This is a genomic window from Vreelandella halophila (assembly GCF_009856365.1).
GTDB lineage: Bacteria > Pseudomonadota > Gammaproteobacteria > Pseudomonadales > Oleiphilaceae > Halospina > Halospina utahensis_B.
Genome location: NZ_WMEX01000001.1, coordinates 93,426 through 112,096 on the forward strand (window position 1 = coordinate 93,426; position 18,671 = coordinate 112,096).

Genomic DNA, 18,671 nt, shown 5'->3' on the forward strand with positions numbered 1-18,671 from the left:
ACGCGATCATTGACGGAGAACGCACGGGATGAACGACCGCGAAAGCCTGATCCACGCCCTACACCATACCCGGGACCGCGTTAAGGACCTGGTCTGCAGCCTGCGCGAGGACCAGCTCAGCGTTCCCTACCACCCGGGCGTGAACCCGCCCGTCTGGGAAATGGGCCACTCGACCTTCTTCTACGAGGTGTTCGTCCTCAACTGGCTGGACGGCACGCCCAGCTACGATCCCTCAATGGACGAGCTCTGGGACTCCTTCCACATGGACCACGAGGACCGCTGGTCGAAGACGCTGTTCCCTTCGCGCGAGGACACGCTCACCTACATGGACACCATCATCCAGCGCATGGAGGACCGCATCCGCAACCAGCCGCTCACGGATGAGGCGCTGTACCTGTACCGCTACGCCATCTACCACCAGAACATGCACGTGGAGTCCATGACCTGGTGCCGCCAGACCGTGGGTTACCCGGCACCGCCGTTCGCGGAGCCCAAAGGGCTGACCGGGGAAGGCGTTGACCAGGATGCGCGCGGCGACGTCACCATTCCCGCCGGCCGCTACCTCATTGGCCTGCCGGCGAACCGGGATTCGGACGCCTACGCCACCGAGGACTTCGGCTTCGACAACGAAAAGCCCGCCTTTGAGGTGGACATGCCGGAGTTCAGCATCTCCCGGACCCTGGTGACCAACGGTGAGTTCCAGAAGTTCGTGGAAGAGGGCGGTTACGAGCGCCCTGAGTTCTGGAGCCAGGGGGGACGCAAGTGGCTGGAGCGTGAGATCAACCTGAACTTCGGCACTGGCGAGCCGCCGCTGATGGGCACCCAGACGCAGCCGTTCCACTGGCGCAAGCGCGATGGCCGCTGGTACGAGCGGGTCTTTGACCAGTGGCTGCCGCTGGAGCCGGGGCATCCGGTGAAGCAGATCAGTTACTGGGAGGCGGAGGCGTTCTGCGCCTGGGCCGGGCGGCGGCTGCCGAGCGAGTACGAGTGGGAAGTGGCAGCCCTCGCCAACAAGCCGGGGGAGGAACGCCGGCGTTATCCGTGGGGTAATGAGATGGATCCGGCGAAGCTGGATATGGACCAGCGCTACATGGGCCGTGTGCCGGTGACGGCGTTCCCGGCGGGTGAGAGTCCCTTCGGGTGCCGGCAGATGCTGGGCACGGTCTGGGAGTGGACGGGCAACCATTTCATGCCCTATGACGGTTTCTCGGTGGATATGTATCCGTTCATGTCGACGCTGCAGTTCGCGACGCACAAGACCACCAAGGGGGGTGGTTGTGCGGCGTCGTCCATGCTGATCCGTGGGACTTACCGGCAGGCGTATCATCCGGATCGGTGTGATGTTTATACCGGCTTTCGTACCTGCGCTCTGTAGGAGCGTTTGTTCCTCCTGTAGGAGCTTGCTTGCAAGCGATACCCGAGACCATCGCGAGCGAGCTCGCTCCTACAGATTGACCGCATTGATTTTGGGGTTTCTGGATGACGGATTTCTACGAGACGGATGAACAACTGGGCCAGTACATGGACTTCCATTACGGCCCAAAGCACTTCGGCGTACCGAACTTCCCGAAAGCCTGTGCCGAGCGCTGTCTGCAAGCCAAGCCCCGGGGCGAGCGCGCCCTGGACCTGGGCTGTGCCACCGGGCGCAGTACCCTGGAGCTGGCCAGAGGGTTTGGGCATGTGCTGGGCATGGACCTCTCGCACCGGTTTATTGATGCGGCGGAGCGGCTGCGCCGGGATGGGGAGCTGAGCTACCAGCTGGTGGATGAAGGCGAGATCGGTCACCAGGAGACCGCGTCCCTGGCCGAGCTCGGGCTGGCCGGGGAAGCCGCGCGGGTGTCGTTCGAGGAGGGCGATGCGGGCAATCTGGGGCCGGAGTACAGCGGCTATGACCTGATCTTCGCTGGCAACCTGATCGACCGCATGCCGAATCCGGGGCCGTTTCTCGGTGGGCTTAGGGCGCGCCTGAATCCGGGCGGGGTGCTGGTGGTGACGTCGCCCTACACGCTGTTGGCCGAGTTCACGCCGCGCGACAGCTGGATCGGTGGGTACTACGGTGCCGATGGTGAGCCGGTGACGGTGCTGGATGGCATGCGGGCCCACCTTGAGCCTGGCATGCGGCTGGCCGCCGAGCCCGAGGACGTCCCCTTCGTGATCCGCGAAACGCGGCGCAAGCACCAGCATACCCTGGCCCAGTTGACTGTCTGGGGGCGGATGGATTGAGTCCGCTCAGAAAGGCCAGTTCGTAACCAGAAGGTAGAGGGCCCCGGCGGCCGCGAGGCCGGCCCCGATGATGACAAGCCCGTCGCGGGTGCTGATGCCGATGGCGGCCAGGGAGATCGCCAGTGCGGGAGCGGCGGCCGCGAAGGGGATCAGTTCCAGCGGGATCATCGTCAGCCCGGACACCGCGCAGGCCAGGAAGATGAGGCTGTTGGCCCAGGGGTGGGTGAGCAGTGACAGTCGGTGTGAGAACAGGCGGTCGATCCGGCGGGTCACGGGCTGGGCCCGGTCGATGGCGCGGATCAGGTTCTGCCTGTGGATGCTGAGTTCGCGCAGACGCCGGGGCACCCAGGGGGAGCGCCGGCCCAGGCTGCCCTGAATGGCGATCAGGAAGATCAGGATGCCGCAGACGCTGGGTACGCCCGGTATCGCGCCGGTGGGCAGGAGCGCGAGCAGTGCCGGGGCCAGCAGCAGTGGACCGAAGCCGCGGGATTCCAGGGCGGTGATGAGCGTGTCCACCGGCACCTGTTCCGTGGTCGTCTGCTCACGGACCCTCAGGAGGACATCCGTGATCCCCATTGATTGGCTCATGCCGGCAACCGTGCTCCACCCCAGTGACTATGCGGGAATCCTACACGTTTTGGATCGCCGGAGCATGAGTGGTCCATTAACAGCCCTCAGGGATTGAGAAGGATCGGCTCCAGCGCCTCGCCCTGTTCCTTTACTCGGCCGATGATGGCCGTCTCCGGGTACCCCAGGGCCTTCAGTTCGGCCACACAGGCGTCCGCCTGGTCCGCCGGCACGCTCGCCAGCAGGCCGCCGGCGGTCTGGGGGTCGAAGGCCAGCGGGTAGCGAGGATGGTTCACCACCTCCTCCTGGTTGCGGATGGCGCGGCGCAGGCGCACGTTGGCCGGCTGCAGTGAGCTCAGGATGCCGGAGGCGGCGGTTTCCTCGGCGCCGGGCAGCACCGGTATGGCGCTCAGGTCCAGCTCCGCGTCCACGCCCGAGGGGCGGGTCATTTCCACCAGGTGGCCGAGCAGGCCGAAGCCGGTCACATCGGTGCAGGCCTGGGCGCCGTGTTCATGGATGCAGCGGGCGGCCTTCTGGTTGGAGACGAGCATGGAAGCCAGGGCCGAATCGATCCAGCGCCCCTTGGCCTCCAGGCGTGGATGGGCCGCGAACAGGGTGCCGGTGCCGACGGGCTTGGTCAGGATCAGCACGTCGCCGGGCTTCATGCCGCCCTTGCTCATGACGGTGTCCGGGTCGATGTAGCCGTTGGCGGCGAAACCCAGCGCCAGCTCCTTGCCCTCGCCGGTGTGACCGCCCACCAGCGCACAGCCGGCCTCGTTCAGGGTCTCCACGGCGCCGGCCATCATCTGGTAGACCACGTCCTCCACCTTGGATTCCAGCCCGTAGGGCACCGTGGCCACGGCGGTGGCGCTCTGGGCCTCGGCGCCCATGGCAAAGAGGTCCCCGAGGCTGTGGTTGGCGGCGACCTGGCCGAAGATGTAGGGGTCGTCGATGAAGGCGCGGAAGAAGTCCACGGTGTGCACCATGGCCATGCCGTCCGGTACCCGCACCACGGCGGCGTCGTCCGGCGCATGGAGGCCCACCAGGACGTCGTCGCGCTCAATGGGCTGGAGGCTGTTCAGGGCTCGCGAGAGCACGGTGCTGCCGACCTTGGCACCGCAGCCGCCGCAGCGCATGGCCACGGCGGAGATGGCCTGCTGGGCCTCTTCACTGCTCAGTGCGATGCCCGAGGTGGGGTCGTCCTTGCTGTCCTCGCTCATGGCCGGGAGGTTGTTGAACTTCGCCATGAAGCGCCGGTCGATCCAGTCCTTCCAGCGCCAGACCCACTCGCCCGCAACCCCGAAGGACCCGCGCGAGGCCACGGCGTACTGGTCGCCGGTGCTGATCAGGGCCAGCCACTGTTTCTGCGGGTGGTAGTCCTTCAGTGCCTTGCCATGCACGGCCCGCCGCAGGTTCTCGGCCAGCGGTTTGCCCTGGCGCACGGCAAAGACCCCTGCCTTCTCGCGCGGGTGATTGACCATGGTGGCGATGTCGCCGGCGGCGAAGATGTTGGGGTCCGTCACCGTCTGCAGGGTGTCGCGAACCCGGATGAAACCGCCGTCGTCGAGTTCCAGCCCGGTGCCGGTCAGCCATTCCGCGCCGCCGGCCTGGGTGACCCAGAGGACTTCGTCCGCCTCGAAGGTCGCGCCGCTGGAAGCCACCAGCTGGCGGTCGTTAACCTGCTCAATCCGCGTTCGTTCGTGAACATTCACGCCCCTTTCCTGCAGAACGGACTCGAAACGGCGGCGAACGCTGCTGTTGTGCGTGGGCAGGAGCTGATCAGAAGCATTGAAGAGGTGGAAACGGGCTGCCTCCGGGTCCTTGCCCATGGCGCCCAGCTCATTGCGCAGGCGGTACTGCATGGCCAGCGTCAGTTCCACGCCCCCGGCACCGCCGCCAACCACGGCCACATTGAGCTCGCCCTCGTGGTTCTCCATGCGTTCGAGCAGGGTCTGCCAGCGGTTGTTGAAGCGGTTGATGGGCTTGACCGGGACGCTGTGGTCCTCGGCCCCGGCGACCTGGTCGACCCGTGGTGTGGAGCCGATGTTGATGGAGAGCAGGTCGTAGGGAATGGCCGGGCGGTCGCGACAGATGACGCGCTGGTTGGTGCGGTCGATGTCGATGGCTTCGCTGCGGTAGAAACGGGCACCGGCGAATTCGGCCAGGCGGCTGAGGTCGATGTGGACGTCGTCGTAGCTGTAGTGGCCGGCGATGTAGCCGGGGAGCATGCCGGAGTAGGGGGTGTGGGTGTCGCGGCAGATGAGGTTGAGGCGCACGCCCGGGATGGGGTTCATGGCGAAGTTGCGCAGTACGCCGACGTGGCTGTGGCCACCTCCGATGAGGACGATGTCGCGGAGTACTGGCTGGTCTGGTTGGTCCATTGGTACCTCTTGAGTGATGGTCTGTTGCCTGTACCGCGCTGCTTTGTACGGTGAGAAGTGATTACCGGTTTCGCGGGGCCACACCCCGTAGGAGCGAGCTTGCTCGCGATAAAGTCCACGCATCGCTTGCAAGCAAGCTCCTACGGCCCCTGCAAACCGCTGCCCTGTAGGAGCGAACTTGCTCGCGATAATCTGGCCTGATTCCTGGCACTGTTAAAAGCGCCACGGAATCACCAAGCGCGCTATGGTATCAATGCCCCTCGCGATACAGCGACAGGGAGAGATATCGCATGAGGCAGGCCTTTTCAGCGGTGGCTGTGCTGATCCTGCTGGTGCTGGCGACACCACTGCAGGCGCAAAGTTACTACATCGGTGTGAACGGTGGCTATTCCGATTTCCGGGATACGCGCTTCGCCTATGGTGACGGCGGGGACACCCGTGTGATCGGCTCCTATGAAGGGGGTGAGACGGTGTCGGTGAGTATCGGGCGGGCGTCTGAGGGCAGTGGGACCTTCAATGGCCGGACGGAGCTTGAGCTCGGCTTCCAGAGGGATCGTGTGAGCGGCATGGTCTTTGATGACACCACGAACGAGGAGCCCGCGGTTGATGATGATCCGGTGGTGGATGAGGAAACCGGCGACGTCGAGGAGGAGGGCAGTCGCGATCGGGTGAGTGATGTGTCGGGTCAGTCCGAGGCGGCGTTCGGGTTTGCCAATGCCATCGGGGACTTCAGTCTGACCAGCAGTACGGCGCTGGTTGGCGGCTTCGGGTTTGGCCTGGCGGAGGTGAATTTTGATCAGCACAGCGCACGGGGTCGAGGCGTTGTGATGGATGAGAATGACATCACCTATGGCTACCAGCTGATCGGCGGTCTGGTCTGGCAGCCGTTCAGTGTACTGGATCTGGAAGTGTCCTACCGCTACCGCTCCTGGGAGGACATCAGCCTGGAGGCGACCAATGGGGTCAAAAGCAATCTCTCGATGCGCTCGCATAATCTGATCGGGAGTCTGCGGCTGCGGTTTTAATCCGGGCGGGAACTGCTAGTCTGGAGAGCAGTATCCGCAAACCGGAAGGATGGTCATGGTCTGGCTCAAGTCGTTTGTTGCTGCATTCCTCGCAACCCTGGTGTTCCATCAGGGAGTGTTGGGTCTGATGTATCTCGCCGAGATGGTTCCTGCCGCGCCCTACAACATGGAGCCGAGGGCGCCTCTGGGCGTGCCGGCGGTGGTCTCGCTGGCGTTCTGGGGTGGACTCTGGGGCCTGCCGCTCTGGGCGGTGGTCCGCAGCATGGGCACGCTGGGCTACTGGGGTGTCTCGCTGGTGTTCGGGGCGGTGCTGCCCACGGCTGTCGCCATGCTGGTGGTTTTCCCGCTCAAGGGGCTGGATGTATCCGCTTCCACCTGGGCTGGAGGGCTTATCCTCAACGGCGCCTGGGGCATCGGAACCGCGCTGTTCATGATCCTGATGGGTGCTCGCCGCAAACCAGCAGATACCCTGTAGGAGCGAGCTTGCTCGCGATGGGTTTCCGGAATCGCCTGCAAGCAGGCTCCTACGGGCCTACCGCGCGCACCGGTAGGCCGTACCACTGACCTCCGGCGTGATGCTGGTCTCGTCGTGCTGCCAGACCACATGGGTGGCATCCCGCCTCGCGGCACTCTCCAGCGCATGGTTGCGGGCAGCGGCCATGGCTTCACCCTGGGACCAGTGGAATCCCGAGGAACTGCCGTAGACGGAGCCCACAGGCTCACAGCCCTCCACCTCGGAAGGGTGCGCCTCCACAATCCGCGCCGCCTCCGGGCTGGGATTGGCGGCGCAGCCGGCCAGCATCCCAGTGGCTGTGACCAGTGCCGTCAGTTGTCGCGCTATTCCCATTCAGATCTCCCGCTGTAGGAGCGGCCATGGCCGCGATCCGTCACTCTCACGCGCAGGCCGGTGGCCCGCATCACTGCTGCCTTGATAACACGTTTCCCGGCAGAGCCGCTATGCTGACAGTAATACAGTAACCGAGTCAGGAGTGCAGGATGACGCATACCGGCGTGGTACTGACCGGCGGCGGCGCCCGGGCCGCCTATCAGGTGGGCGTATTACGGGCGATCTCGGATATGTATCCCGGCAGCGGTTACCCGTTTGACGTGGTGGTTGGCACTTCGGCGGGGGCCATCAACGCCGCGGCCCTGGCCGGGGGCGGCAGTATCTTCCGGCACAACGTGAGTCAGCTGGAAAACATCTGGGCGAACCTGAGCGTGGATCAGGTCTACCATGCCGGCTCCTTTGCCATCATGCGCAACATGAGCCGGGTGGCGCGCAAGCTGATCTCCGGTGGTGAACAGCGTCACAGCCTGTCCCTGCTGAACAATGAGCCGCTGCGCCGGCTCCTGGAGAAGGAGCTGGACTTTGATGCCATCCACCAGACCATCGAACAGGGGCACCTGCGCGCGCTCGGGCTCAACGCCTGCGGCTACACCACGGGCCGCAACCTGTGCTTCTTCGAAGGGAGCACGGACGTCACCAGCTGGAGCAACGGGCAGCGCGCCGGCTCACGCACAGAGCTGACGCTGGATCACGTGATGGCCTCATCCGCGATTCCCACGCTGTTCGAACCGGTGCACATCAACCGGGAATACTTCGGCGATGGTGTGACCCGGCAGATCGCCCACATCAGTCCGGCGATCCGCCTGGGCGCGGAAAAGGTGGTCATCATCGGCGTCAGCGGCAACAGCCAGACCGAGCCCAAGCGCCCGGAGCATCCGGCAATCCCCACTTTCGGGCAGATCATGAGCCATGTGTTCAACGGGCTCTTCCTGGACACCCTGGATTACGACATCGAACGCCTGGACCTGATCAACCAGCTGGTCGAGCTGATCCCGCAGGAGGCGCTGACCGGGGCGGGCTTGGATCTCAAGCCGATCGAGCTGCTGGACATCTCACCCAGCCAGCCGCTGGAGGACATTGCGGAGCAGTACATGGACGGTCTGCCCACCATCCTGAGAACCCTCGCGGGGGTGCCGGAGGACGGGAACGTCTCCGGCGCCAGCCTGGGCAGCTACCTGCTGTTCGATCACCGTTTCTGCCGGGACCTGATCGAACTGGGCTACAAGGATGCCCAGGCCCAGAGCGACGAGATCGCCCAGTTCTTCGGCTCCGGCAACCTGTAGGAGCGGCCATGGCCGCGATCCGAGCATGGTTCATGGCCGCGACAATCGCCGCTGTAGCGGCTCCTACGAGAACCGGGAAAAGTCCGGTGCCCGTTTCTCACTGAAGGCCTTGAAGGCCTCCGCCGCTTCGGGTGACTGCAGGCGTTCGGCAAACCGCTGGCCCTCGCGTGTCATGGCCCCGGAGACCTCTTCCGCTGTTGCGGCGTTCATCAATTCCTTGGTGGCGCGCAGGGCGGCCGGCGGGAGGGCGGCCAGCTCCAGGCAGGCGTTCCAGGCGTTGGTTTCAGTCTCGGAGGGATCGCAGACGCCGTTGATCAGCCCGTAGCGCTCAGCTTTCTCCGCATCGAAGGGGCGCCCGAGCAGCAGCAGTTCGCCGGCGCGTGCACGGCCGAGCCAGCGCGGCAGCAACAGGCTGGAGGCGCCCTCTGCGCAAAGGCCCAGGTTGGTGAAGGGCATGCGGAAAGTGGTGTTGCTGCCGGCCCAGGCGAGGTCGCAGTGCAGCAGCAGGGTGGTTCCGATGCCCACGGCGGGGCCGTTGGCGGCGGCGACAACCGGTTTGGTGGCTTCCGCCAGCCCGAACAGGAAACGGCCAACCGGGGTATGCTGGAATTCGTCCGGCATGCCGTTGGCGAATTCGGAGAGGTCGTTGCCGGCGGTGAAGCATTCGGTGTTGCCGGTGATCAGGATGGCGCGGATGTCCGGGTCGTTATGGCCCTCGGCCAGGCCGTCCGCCAGGGCGGTGTACATGGCGTGGGTGAGGGCGTTTTTCTGGTCCGGGCGGTTGATGCGCAGGATCAGGATCTGGTGGCTTTTTTCCTGGATGATGTTGTCGGTCATTGTTCTTCCCCGAAAGTGGTTGATGCGCGCACTGTAGGAGCGAGCTTGCTCGCGATACCCGGATCGCCTGCAAGGCAGGCTCCTACAGCCGTAGCCGCAATTCCTGTGCCCTGTAGGAGCGAGCCTTGCTCGCGATATTCGGATCGCTTGCAAGCAAGCTCCTACGGGGAGTCTGAATACCGCAGGCAATGGTCACTGTTGGCCGAAATGGCTTGATCGCAGAGTATAACGGCCCGCATCGATTCTGTAACATCATGGTCCACACGCTGTCTGGTGCGTATCAGAAACAAGAGAAGTCGGTAACAGGACAGGAATCGATAATGGAAGAGACCGTAGCCCAACCCCTGAAGCTTCTGGATCCACGCAAGTTCCGGGATCCGTGGACGACTGCGGATGGCGAGCCGCGGGCGAGTGTGCACCTGAAAAAGCTGGAAACGCTCTGGTTCTGCACCGGCACCCTGTGCAACCTCACCTGCGAGCACTGCTACATCGAGTCCTCACCCAGTAACGACAGCTTGGTCTACATCAGCGTGGGTGAGGTAGCGGCGTATCTGGATGAGATTGAGCGGGAAGGGTTCGGGACGACGACCATTGCGTTCACCGGCGGTGAGCCGTTCATGAACCCGGACATGGTGCCGATCCTGGATGAGGTGCTGCGCCGGGGCTATGAGGCGCTGGTGCTGACCAATGCCATGAAGCCGATGATGAAGGTGAGCGAGCCGCTGCTGGAAGTGCATCAGCAGTACGGCGACCGCCTGACCATGCGCATCTCCATCGACCACTACAGCAAGGACGTGCACGAGCAGGAACGCGGTAAGCGCTCCTGGGATCCGGCGATCCAGGGCATGCAGTGGCTCAGTGAGCACGGCTTCAACCTCGACATCGCCGGACGGCTGTTTTCGGGGGAAACGGAGGAGCAGATGCGCGCCGGCTTTGCGCGGCTGTTCGAGCGCGAAGGCATCGGCATGGACGCCCGCGACCCGCACCAGGTGGTCCTGTTCCCGGAAATGGACGAGAAGGTGGATGTGCCGGAGATCACCACCTCCTGCTGGAGCAAGCTCCAGGTCTCACCGGATGCCCAGATGTGCGCCAGCTCCCGGATGGTGATTAAACGCAAGGGCGCTAACCACCCCGTTGTTGTGCCGTGCACCCTGCTGCCGTACCAGCCCGAGTTCGAGCTGGGCCAGACCCTGAGCGAGAGCTTCCAGGAAGTCCCCCTGAACCACCCCCACTGCGCCAGGTTCTGCGTCCTCGGCGGCGCCAGCTGCTCCGGCTGAGGTCACCGCTGTAGGAGCGGCCAAGGCCGCGATCCCTCTCCTGGCCAGGGCAGGATCGCAGCTGTAGCTGCTCCTACGGTTTCTGCAACCAAAAATGCCCGGCGCAGGGCCGGGCATTCTCAAGCGTAGGAGCGGCCATGGCCGCGATCACGACTGGCGATCAGTCCAGCGCCACACCAAACGCATCCTTGAACTGCTTCGCGAACTCATCACGCGTCAGCGAATGGTTCTGCGGGCCAGTGCTGGCAACCTTGATGGAGCCCATCAGGGACGCCATGCGGCCTGCGGTCTTCCAGTCCTTGCCTTCGCTCAGACCGGTCAGCAGGGCAGCGCGATACGCATCGCCGCAACCCGTCGGGTCCTTGATGGCGGCCGGCTTGACCGGTTCCACGTGCACTTCCTCGTCGGCGTAGATCACGGAGCCTTCACCGCCCAGGGTCACGATCAGGGCTTCAACCTTCTCGCCGATCTGCTGGCGGCTCAGGCCGGTCTTCTCTTCCAGCATGCCCGCTTCATAGTCGTTCACGGCAACCCAGGTCGCCTTATCAATGAACCACTCCAGGTCATTACCGTCGAACATCGGCAGGCCCTGACCCGGATCGAACATGAAGGGAATGCCCGCATCCGCGAACTGGCGTGCGTGCTCGATCATGCCGTCGCGGCCGTCCGGCGCGACAATGCCCATTTTGATGCCTTCGTCGGTCGGCACGCTCTGGGTGTGGGCGTGGTTCATGGCGCCCGGGTGGAAGGCCGTGATCTGGTTGTCTTCCATGTCCGTGGTGATGTACGCCTGGGCGCAGTACTCGGAATCGATGGTCTTCACGTACTTGTCGTTGATGCCGTGCTTGTTGAGCCACTCGCGGTAGCCGCCAAAGTCCGCGCCAACGGTGGCCATGGCGAGGCCGTCGCCGCCGAGCAGTTTCATGTTGTAGGCAATGTTGCCGGCGGTGCCGCCGAAGTTGCGCTGCAGCTCCGGTACCAGGAAAGCCACGTTCAGCATGTGAACGCGGTCAGGCATGATATGGTCCTTGAACTTGCCGTCAAAGGTCATGATGGTGTCGTAAGCGAACGATCCACAGATCAGTGCTGTCATAGGTAGTCTCCTGTGTTCTGCCAACGGTGCACGGGTAAACAGGCTGTTTACCGCCATGCGGCGTCAGTCATGGAGTGAGGCCGTGCTGGAAGCGTGTTTGTCGTGTGATTGGGGCTTCCGGCCCCACGGTCGCCTTGCAGGCTACCTTTGTCTGGCCTCTGTTTCAAATCGGAAACGGGTGGCTGCAACAGGAAAATTGCGTAACCCACTGTTGAGACGGGAGTAACCGGAAATGGAGCGCCAGTTCTGGGTATCGATCACCGCGCTGATGTTCTCGATCGGCGTTCTGCTGCTGGGCGTGGGGCTCATGGGGACCCTGCTCAGTGTGCGCCTGAGCTTCGAGGATATGAGCGGGCAGGCGAAGGGGCTGGTCCTCTCCGCCTATTACATTGGTCTGGTGATCGGCTCCCAGAAAGGCGGCTGGGTGATCCGCCAGGCCGGCCATATCCGGGCCTTTGCCATCTTCGCGGCGCTGTGCACCGTGGCCATACTGCTGCAGGGGCTCTATGTGACCGGGGTGAGCTGGTTCCTGCTGCGGATCCTGATCGGCTTTTCCACCTCCGGCATCTACATGGTGGTGGAGAGCTGGCTGAACGAGCGGGCCGAGCCTTCCAACCGGGGCACCGTTTTCTCCGCCTACCAGATCATCACCTACGCCGGCATCGGCATGGGGCAGTTCCTGATGCACCTGGGTGACCCGCAGGGGCCGGAACTGTTCATGATTGTGGGCGTGCTGTTTGCCCTGTGCCTGGTGCCCGTGGCCCTGAGCCGTGCCAGCAACCCGCCCGAGCCCCTGGCGCAGGCGCGCATGGCTCTGGGCCAGACCTGGCGGGACTCGCACCTGGCGGTGATCACCTGCCTGGGCGCGGGGCTGCTCAGTGGCGCGGTCTACACGCTGATCCCGCTGGCAGCGCTGCGCATGAACCTGGCGGTTTCCGATGTGGCGCCGTTGATGGCGGGGCTGGTTCTGGGCGGTGTGGCCCTCCAGTGGCCGATCGGGCACTTCTCTGACCGCTTCGGGCGGCGCCCGCTGATCCTTCTGGTGGCGGCCGCCACAACCCTGATCACGGCTGCCATGATGGCAGCGGCGGGCCGTGTTCCGCTCTGGCCGCTGGTCGGGCTTTCCGCGCTGCTGGGCGGGTTTGTGTTCACGCTCTATCCGCTGTCCGTGGCTCTGGCGAACGACAGCCAGGACGAGGGCGATTTCGTCGGGGTATCCGCGGCGCTGATCTTCCTCTGGGGCATTGGCGCGGCCATCAGCCCCATCCTCGGGGGGTCCATACTGGCGCGCACACCGCCGGGTGGGGTATTCATCTACATGGGGGTAATCAGTGCGCTGGTGGCAGTCGCCGCCCTGGTGCAGCGCCGCCACTTCGAGCGCATCCGCAGCCCCTTCCGGATGATGACACGCAGCGCGCCCACGCTCGTGGAACTGGACCCGCGAGCGTATGAGGAGGAAGACGCTGGCCCGGAGACAGAACCAGAGCCCCCGGAGTGGTACCGCTGAACGCCCCTGTAGGAGCGAGCTTGCTCGCGATAAAGCCCACGCATCGCTTGCAAGCAAGCTCCTACAAATCCGGCAACCCTTCCTGTGTAGGAGCGAGCTCGCTCGCGATCAGTTATGTCGCGTCAGCCCCGGAATCATCCGGCAGCTGCGCCTGGGCCTCGCGGTAGGACAGCGCCTGGATCCCCGAGCCCTGCATGGAGGCGCGCAGGGAATGGGCCAGGGCGAAGGCATAGGCGCGCTGGTAGAACGGCATCTGACCCTGATAGCGGGGCAGGGCGTCCTCCACCGTCTCGGACTCCTCCATGGCCTCCTCGAACGATTCCCAGCGCTGCTCCAGGCTGGCCATCAGCTGCGGATCAGCTGCTGCCTCCTCGCACATCTCCAGCGACCAGGTCATGTCCTCGTGCAGCTCACACTCGCCGATGTAGCGGCCGTAAACGTCCTCGCTCCACTCATCCGGATGGATGGGCGAGAGCCAGAAACGGCCGTTCTTCTGGTAGAGCCAGTAGGTATTCCCGCGCACAGGCTTGAACTTGAAATCGCTCTCCAGAACGAACAGCGACGTGAACAGCTCCAGTGAAATCTGCTTGATCTGCTTGGGCTGGGCCATGAGCGCCGGCGCGCGGCTCTCCTCAAGGAAAGCCAGAACCGGCCGCAGACCCTTGCCCTGGGGGTTTGGATTCTCAGGCATGTGGCGTACCTTACCACAAAGATCTCCTTCTGTAGGAGGAGCTTGCTCGCAAGCGACACGGGGATATCGCGAGCAAGCTCGCTCCTACATTGAAGGGAAGCGTCTTACCCATTTGGGGATAGCCTGCTCAGCCATCAGGGCAAGAGGCAGACCCCCTTATCCATTGATAAAGTGCATATTGGACAATAACGTTATAGCTTACGATGATTCCCTGGTATGAATGACTGCATGAGCGACGACATCCAGACCCTTGCGCGGGAAGATGACGAGCGGTGCCAGAACCCGGGCTCCGGCATGGCGCTGCTGGGCCAGCATCCGCTGTTCAATGGCCTGTCGCGTCGGGATTTTGAGGATCTCGGGGAAAGCATCCGTCTGCTCAAGCTGCGTCGGGGGCAGGTGCTGTACAAGCAGGATTCACCGGCCTACGAGTTCTTCTATGTGGTGAGCGGGCGGCTGCGCCTGTACCGGCTGGACACCACCGGCCAGGAACGCACCCTGGACAGTCACGGCCCGGGGGAGGTGTTCGCGGATGTGATGATCTACGCGGACCCGGCCCGCTATGTGGCCTACGCCGAACCGCTGCGCCGGACCGAGCTTCTGGCTATTCCCACGGATCGTTTCCGGGCGATCCTCGAACGGAACCCGGCCTACAGCCAGCTGCTGCTGCGCCAGTATGCCTCACGCATGGTCCAGCGGTTCCGGGATCTGGAGGTGATGACGGTGCGGCGGGGCGTGCAGCGGGTGATGCGCTACCTGTTGGAATTCGTGCCGGACGACCAGCGTTACAACATCGAGGTGGAGCTGCCCCTGCCCCAGAACCAGATCGCCACACGCCTGGCCATGCAGCCGGAAACCCTCTCCCGGCTGATGCGGGACATGGCCGAGGAGGGTGTATTCGAGCTGCGCCGCGGCCGCCTGTTTATCCCGGACCGCCGGGCACTGGAAGAGCGCTGCCTGTAACCTCAGGCGGCGCCCAGCGCCTGCATCACCTCATCGCAGCTGCAGTCGATGATGCTGACATTCCGGAACCCCAGCCGCTCAAGCGCTTCCGCAGCCAGCGCGGCACGGCCACCGGTGGCGCAGTGCAGGAAGATGGGGGTGTCCGGGTCAGTGGTGTACTCCGGAATCTTCATCTCCAGAATGCCCCGGGGCAGGTTGATGGTACCCGCCGCCTGCTTCTCGCTCACCTCGCCCGGCTCGCGCACATCAATCACCAGCGCATTCGGCTCGTCCTCAAGCATGCTGCGGGCGGCTTCCGGCGTGAGGCAGTGAAGATTGGCCTTGGTTTCGGCAACGATTTCGGGGAGGGTGCGGATGCTCATGGTAGTGGCTCCTTATGGTCTGGTGCGGGATGAGCGTCGCCCATAATAACCCCTTTTCCCCTAACTGTAGGAGCGGGCCCTGCTCGGGATGATCCAGGTATCGCTTGCAAGCAAGCTCCTACAACCCAAGCTTCTGTAGGAGCGAGCCCCGCTCGCGATGGATCCAGATATCGCTTGCGAGGCAAGCTCCTACGGGGTCATGCGGCTCAGCCGTCCCGCAGCAGGCTGATGATATTGATCAGCCCGGCATTGGCGCGGGTCAGATAGGACGACATCGTCAGCGAATAGTTCGGAACCATCCCGAACTGGGAACCATTGAGCACCATCGGGCTGGTCAGCGAGCGCTGGGTGTATTCCAGCTCCCGGATGATCTGGTCCAGGCTGACCATGGCGTTCTTGTCCTCAAGCACACTGCGGAAGTCGCGCTTGATGGCCTTGAGATAGACCAGCATCGCCCAGGTGGTGCCGCGGGCCTGGTAGAACACATTGTCCACCTGCATCCAGGGCGTCTGGCTCACCTGCTCCACTGGCTGGGCCTTGGCGGCAGTCGCGCTGGGGTCATTGGCCAGCATTGTTGCCCGGCGCTTCTCCGCCACGCTGGCCGCCAGGTTCTGGGACATGCTGCCCAGGCGCTTGTTCATCAGGTCCAGGATCGTGGCCAGGTTGTCCGCACGGGCGTAGAAATCCCCGCGGGCGGTGTCCGGATCCGCCAGGTCATCCCGGTACGCCCTGAGTTCCTCAATGGCGTCGTTGTACTTGCCCTCGGCGGAGGGGAAGATCCAGCGCTCGCTGTCGTTGTTCAGCAGGATCTGGGCCTGGACCAGGTTGGGGTTCTCGTTCGACTGTGACTGGGAGCGCGAGACGTCATTGCGCAGCGCCAGTGACAGATCCCGCGCCTGGCGGATCGCGCCCGTCTCCCAGGCCGCGATGTTGTCCATCAGCACAAAGGGCGGCAGCACGTCGTTGGAAAGGAAGCCGCCGCGCTTGTTGACGATAACGTCCAGGGAACGGATCAGCGACTCGGTGGTGTAATAGCCCACGGGCGGCTTGTCCTGATCGGACTCGGCCGTGAAGGCCTCCTCAATGGCATCCTGTTTCGGCGCCTCCGGGCTGCTGTCGGGCCAGAACGAGATCACAAACAGCGCCATCGCAATGGCCAGCCCCACCACCAGCGGCGTCATAATCATGCCCCGGGCGCGCAGCCTCGGCATCCGGATCCGGTTGGTCATCGCCCGCATCTTCCGTCTTATCGTTCCCATAGGGGTCCCTTCATCGTTGATTACCGCACAGCCGCAAGGATAACTGACTTCCCGCGATCCCGGAATCCGTCAGGGTGGCTGGCGCGATCATCACCCCCTGTAGGAGCGAGCCCTGCTCGCGAAACCCCAGGGATCGCTTGCAGGGCAAGCTCCTACAGTCTCGGGGCCCTCGTCATCTGTAGGAGCGAGCCCTGCTCGCGATAGGCCGGGATCGCTTGCGAGGCAAGCTCCTACAGTCTTGGAATCCTCGTCCCCCCGTAGGAGCGAGCCCCGCTCGCGATATTACAGAAAAGTGACCAATGGAACCGACGCAGGTTCGAGGCAAAATTCGGGGTTACTGGTACACTCTTGTGAATTAGTCACAGGACCGGGCCCCATGTTCAGACGCATCACTTACCTGTTCAGGCATGTCTTTTCACAGTTCGCCGCGCTGGATCGGCCACAGAAGCGTCTGGTTTCCGCCATATCGGATGCCGTGTTTATCATGCTCTCGCTTTGGGCGGCTTTTTCGTTGCGGTTGGAGACCTTCTTTCGCCCTGAAGACCCCGGTTACTGGGTGCTGTTTCCCGCGATTGCCATCGTCACCGTATTCCTGTTTGGCAGACTTGGACTTTACCGGGCCATCATCCGGTACCTCAGTGAGCGTGCCCTGCTTACCGTCCTTGCGGGGGTGACAGGCTCCGCTCTGCTTCTGATCGCCGGTGCTTTCATGCTGCGGGTCGAGCTGCCCCGCTCGGTCCCATTCCTCTATGGCGCCTTCACCTTCCTGTTTGTGACAGGGACCCGCTTCGGTGTTCGCCGGTTGCTCAACCGTCCCAGACACTTCGGGAAAATGCCTGTACTCATCGTGGGCGCAGGCGAAACCGGTTTTCAGCTGGCTTCCGCGCTCAATCAGGGCATTGAGTACCGGCCGGTGGCTTTCATTACCCTGGAGCCGGACAATCACAAGACCACGATCAATGGTCTGCCCGTCTACGATCTGGAACATGTCCGCAAGGCCGTCGCCAAGCATCAGGTCAAGCGGATCCTGCTCGCCATTGATGAAAACGCCACGGTGGAGCGGCGTGAGATTCTCCGCGATCTTGAAGGCCTCCCGGTGCCCGTCCAAACGGTTCCCCCGGTCACGGAACTGGTGACAGACAGGGCGCGTATCACTGATGTGCGTGATCTTGATGTTGAGGATCTACTGGGCCGTGAGCCCGTTCGCTACCGCAATGAGCACTTGGCGGAGTCGTTGAGTGGGCGAGTGGTCATGGTCACTGGTGCGGGCGGCTCCATCGGCTCTGAGCTGTGCCGACAGATCCTCCGCCAGGGCCCTGCTGGCCTGGTCCTTTTCGAGCAGTCTGAATACGCGCTCTACCGTATTGAGCGAGAACTCCAGAGTATCCGTGATAAAGAGCATATCGCGGTATCCATTCACCCGTTGCTGGGCAGTGTTATCCACCGGCGGCGGTGTGAAAGTGTGATCCGCGCTCTGGGGGTCAGTGTTGTTTACCACGCGGCAGCTTACAAACATGTGCCGCTGGTGGAGCAGAACGTTATCGAGAGTGTACAGAACAACGTGTTCGGTACCTGGTATACGGCGGAGGCTGCCATTGCCGCTGGGGTGGAGAAGTTTGTGCTTGTTTCCACGGATAAGGCCGTAAGGCCCACCAACATCATGGGAGCAAGCAAGCGGCTGGCGGAACTCGTTCTGCAGGGGCTGGCCCAACGTCAGGGTAAGACGGTCTTTTCCATCGTGCGCTTCGGGAACGTGCTTGGCTCGTCTGGTTCCGTCGTCCCGCTGTTCCGGGAACAGATCCGTAATGGTGGCCCTGTGACCGTTACCCACCCGGATATCACCCGCTATTTCATGACGATCCCTGAGGCAAGCCAGCTTGTACTGCAGGCGGGAACCATGGGTGAGGGTGGTGAAGTGTTCGTGCTGGATATGGGGCAACCCGTGCGCATTGCGGAACTGGCGCGGCGGATGATCCATCTCATGGGGCTGACCGAGAAGAGCGAGGATAACGAGCACGGCGACATTGAGATCATTTTCAGTGGCCTGCGCCACGGCGAGAAGCTCCACGAAGAGCTTTTAATTGGTGATGATCCCCGGGGCACGGAGCACCCGCGCGTTATGAAGGCTCGCGAGAGCTCGATGGAATGGTCCCAGCTCGAAGAACTACTGGAAGAACTGATGCTGGCCAGTCAGGGTTTTGACTGCCACCGTGTTGTAGAGCTTCTGAAGGCCGCTCCAACGGGGTACCAGCCCAATCACGACGTGCAGGACATCGTATGGTCTAATGGTGGCAATGCCCTTCCCATGAGTAATGCAGCTGACATCAGCGACACCATCCGCCGCATCTTCGGGTGACGA

17 protein-coding genes are annotated in these 18,671 nt (G+C 63.4%); 9 read left to right on the forward strand and 8 right to left on the reverse strand.

Annotated features, from left to right (window positions below):
• Window positions 1-28 precede the first annotated feature (28 nt).
• Together senA and GLW01_RS00410 are read left to right on the forward strand one after the other, a co-directional pair.
• Complete coding sequence (gene senA, locus GLW01_RS00405) at window positions 29-1,375, forward strand: selenoneine synthase SenA (protein WP_160897723.1); 1,347 nt, start codon at window positions 29-31, stop codon at window positions 1,373-1,375.
• Between the two features lie 104 nt (window positions 1,376-1,479).
• A complete protein-coding gene (locus GLW01_RS00410) occupies window positions 1,480-2,223 on the forward strand; it encodes a putative 4-mercaptohistidine N1-methyltransferase (protein WP_160897724.1) in 744 nt (247 codons plus the stop codon).
• A 6-nt stretch (window positions 2,224-2,229) separates the two neighbouring features.
• On the opposite strand, the gene GLW01_RS00415 is transcribed toward GLW01_RS00410, so the two are convergent.
• Both GLW01_RS00415 and selD read right to left on the reverse strand, forming a co-directional pair.
• A complete protein-coding gene (locus GLW01_RS00415) occupies window positions 2,230-2,811 on the reverse strand; it encodes an exopolysaccharide biosynthesis protein (RefSeq protein WP_202405496.1) in 582 nt (193 codons plus the stop codon).
• A gap of 86 nt (window positions 2,812-2,897) precedes the next feature.
• A complete protein-coding gene (gene selD / locus GLW01_RS00420) occupies window positions 2,898-5,171 on the reverse strand; it encodes a selenide, water dikinase SelD (RefSeq protein ID WP_160897725.1) in 2,274 nt (757 codons plus the stop codon).
• Window positions 5,172-5,461: 290 nt separating this feature from the next.
• Between selD and GLW01_RS00425 the strand changes: the two genes are divergently transcribed.
• Together GLW01_RS00425 and GLW01_RS00430 are read left to right on the forward strand one after the other, a co-directional pair.
• Entirely contained in the window at window positions 5,462-6,196 is a 735-nt protein-coding gene (locus GLW01_RS00425) for a hypothetical protein (RefSeq protein ID WP_160897726.1), read from the forward strand.
• Window positions 6,197-6,251: 55 nt separating this feature from the next.
• The gene (locus tag GLW01_RS00430) at window positions 6,252-6,671 is read left to right on the forward strand and encodes a hypothetical protein (RefSeq protein WP_160897728.1); all 420 of its coding nucleotides are present in this window, start codon (window positions 6,252-6,254) and stop codon (window positions 6,669-6,671) included.
• 57 nt (window positions 6,672-6,728) lie between these two features.
• Here the strand turns inward: GLW01_RS00430 and GLW01_RS00435 are convergent, their stop codons facing one another.
• Window positions 6,729-7,043 (reverse strand): hypothetical protein, encoded by a 315-nt coding sequence (locus GLW01_RS00435; RefSeq protein WP_151441231.1) that lies wholly within the window; start codon window positions 7,041-7,043, stop codon window positions 6,729-6,731.
• Between the two features lie 149 nt (window positions 7,044-7,192).
• Between GLW01_RS00435 and GLW01_RS00440 the strand changes: the two genes are divergently transcribed.
• Window positions 7,193-8,326 (forward strand): patatin-like phospholipase family protein, encoded by a 1,134-nt coding sequence (locus tag GLW01_RS00440; RefSeq protein WP_160897729.1) that lies wholly within the window; start codon window positions 7,193-7,195, stop codon window positions 8,324-8,326.
• Between the two features lie 63 nt (window positions 8,327-8,389).
• On the opposite strand, the gene GLW01_RS00445 is transcribed toward GLW01_RS00440, so the two are convergent.
• Window positions 8,390-9,163 carry an enoyl-CoA hydratase gene (locus tag GLW01_RS00445; protein ID WP_151441233.1) on the reverse strand — a complete coding sequence of 258 codons (774 nt, stop codon included), beginning with the start codon at window positions 9,161-9,163 and terminating at the stop codon, window positions 8,390-8,392.
• A gap of 320 nt (window positions 9,164-9,483) precedes the next feature.
• Here GLW01_RS00445 and GLW01_RS00450 point away from each other — a divergent pair, with 320 nt between their 5' ends.
• Window positions 9,484-10,440: a radical SAM protein gene (locus GLW01_RS00450; protein WP_160897730.1), complete on the forward strand. Its 957-nt coding sequence runs from the start codon at window positions 9,484-9,486 to the stop codon at window positions 10,438-10,440.
• Between the two features lie 160 nt (window positions 10,441-10,600).
• Here the strand turns inward: GLW01_RS00450 and GLW01_RS00455 are convergent, their stop codons facing one another.
• Window positions 10,601-11,533 carry a carbohydrate kinase family protein gene (locus GLW01_RS00455; protein WP_160897731.1) on the reverse strand — a complete coding sequence of 311 codons (933 nt, stop codon included), beginning with the start codon at window positions 11,531-11,533 and terminating at the stop codon, window positions 10,601-10,603.
• Window positions 11,534-11,765: 232 nt separating this feature from the next.
• Between GLW01_RS00455 and GLW01_RS00460 the strand changes: the two genes are divergently transcribed.
• A complete protein-coding gene (locus GLW01_RS00460) occupies window positions 11,766-13,040 on the forward strand; it encodes an MFS transporter (protein WP_160897732.1) in 1,275 nt (424 codons plus the stop codon).
• A gap of 112 nt (window positions 13,041-13,152) precedes the next feature.
• Here GLW01_RS00460 and GLW01_RS00465 read toward each other — a convergent pair whose 3' ends face one another.
• Window positions 13,153-13,731: a DUF2452 domain-containing protein gene (locus GLW01_RS00465; RefSeq protein WP_151441237.1), complete on the reverse strand. Its 579-nt coding sequence runs from the start codon at window positions 13,729-13,731 to the stop codon at window positions 13,153-13,155.
• A gap of 228 nt (window positions 13,732-13,959) precedes the next feature.
• Between GLW01_RS00465 and GLW01_RS00470 the strand changes: the two genes are divergently transcribed.
• Window positions 13,960-14,691 carry a Crp/Fnr family transcriptional regulator gene (locus GLW01_RS00470; protein WP_160897733.1) on the forward strand — a complete coding sequence of 244 codons (732 nt, stop codon included), beginning with the start codon at window positions 13,960-13,962 and terminating at the stop codon, window positions 14,689-14,691.
• Between the two features lie 2 nt (window positions 14,692-14,693).
• Here GLW01_RS00470 and GLW01_RS00475 read toward each other — a convergent pair whose 3' ends face one another.
• Window positions 14,694-15,053, reverse strand: a complete 360-nt coding sequence (locus GLW01_RS00475; protein ID WP_151441239.1) for a rhodanese-like domain-containing protein — start codon at window positions 15,051-15,053, stop codon at window positions 14,694-14,696.
• Between the two features lie 206 nt (window positions 15,054-15,259).
• Window positions 15,260-16,282 carry a DUF2333 family protein gene (locus tag GLW01_RS00480; RefSeq protein WP_160897734.1) on the reverse strand — a complete coding sequence of 341 codons (1,023 nt, stop codon included), beginning with the start codon at window positions 16,280-16,282 and terminating at the stop codon, window positions 15,260-15,262.
• A gap of 406 nt (window positions 16,283-16,688) precedes the next feature.
• Between GLW01_RS00480 and GLW01_RS00485 the strand changes: the two genes are divergently transcribed.
• Window positions 16,689-18,668 carry a nucleoside-diphosphate sugar epimerase/dehydratase gene (locus GLW01_RS00485; RefSeq protein ID WP_160897735.1) on the forward strand — a complete coding sequence of 660 codons (1,980 nt, stop codon included), beginning with the start codon at window positions 16,689-16,691 and terminating at the stop codon, window positions 18,666-18,668.
• Window positions 18,669-18,671: the final 3 nt, after the last annotated feature.

Bases quoted from the DNA above. Each gene is read 5' to 3' on its own strand.
- senA (WP_160897723.1), top strand. From the start codon at position 29: ATGAACGACCGCGAAAGCCTGATCCACGCCCTACACCATACCCGGGAC.
- GLW01_RS00410 (WP_160897724.1), top strand. From the start codon at position 1,480: ATGACGGATTTCTACGAGACGGATGAACAACTGGGCCAGTACATGGAC.
- GLW01_RS00415 (WP_202405496.1), bottom strand. From the start codon at position 2,811: ATGAGCCAATCAATGGGGATCACGGATGTCCTCCTGAGGGTCCGTGAG.
- selD (WP_160897725.1), bottom strand. From the start codon at position 5,171: ATGGACCAACCAGACCAGCCAGTACTCCGCGACATCGTCCTCATCGGA.
- GLW01_RS00425 (WP_160897726.1), top strand. From the start codon at position 5,462: ATGAGGCAGGCCTTTTCAGCGGTGGCTGTGCTGATCCTGCTGGTGCTG.
- GLW01_RS00430 (WP_160897728.1), top strand. From the start codon at position 6,252: ATGGTCTGGCTCAAGTCGTTTGTTGCTGCATTCCTCGCAACCCTGGTG.
- GLW01_RS00435 (WP_151441231.1), bottom strand. From the start codon at position 7,043: ATGGGAATAGCGCGACAACTGACGGCACTGGTCACAGCCACTGGGATG.
- GLW01_RS00440 (WP_160897729.1), top strand. From the start codon at position 7,193: ATGACGCATACCGGCGTGGTACTGACCGGCGGCGGCGCCCGGGCCGCC.
- GLW01_RS00445 (WP_151441233.1), bottom strand. From the start codon at position 9,163: ATGACCGACAACATCATCCAGGAAAAAAGCCACCAGATCCTGATCCTG.
- GLW01_RS00450 (WP_160897730.1), top strand. From the start codon at position 9,484: ATGGAAGAGACCGTAGCCCAACCCCTGAAGCTTCTGGATCCACGCAAG.
- GLW01_RS00455 (WP_160897731.1), bottom strand. From the start codon at position 11,533: ATGACAGCACTGATCTGTGGATCGTTCGCTTACGACACCATCATGACC.
- GLW01_RS00460 (WP_160897732.1), top strand. From the start codon at position 11,766: ATGGAGCGCCAGTTCTGGGTATCGATCACCGCGCTGATGTTCTCGATC.
- GLW01_RS00465 (WP_151441237.1), bottom strand. From the start codon at position 13,731: ATGCCTGAGAATCCAAACCCCCAGGGCAAGGGTCTGCGGCCGGTTCTG.
- GLW01_RS00470 (WP_160897733.1), top strand. From the start codon at position 13,960: ATGAGCGACGACATCCAGACCCTTGCGCGGGAAGATGACGAGCGGTGC.
- GLW01_RS00475 (WP_151441239.1), bottom strand. From the start codon at position 15,053: ATGAGCATCCGCACCCTCCCCGAAATCGTTGCCGAAACCAAGGCCAAT.
- GLW01_RS00480 (WP_160897734.1), bottom strand. From the start codon at position 16,282: ATGACCAACCGGATCCGGATGCCGAGGCTGCGCGCCCGGGGCATGATT.
- GLW01_RS00485 (WP_160897735.1), top strand. From the start codon at position 16,689: ATGTTCAGACGCATCACTTACCTGTTCAGGCATGTCTTTTCACAGTTC.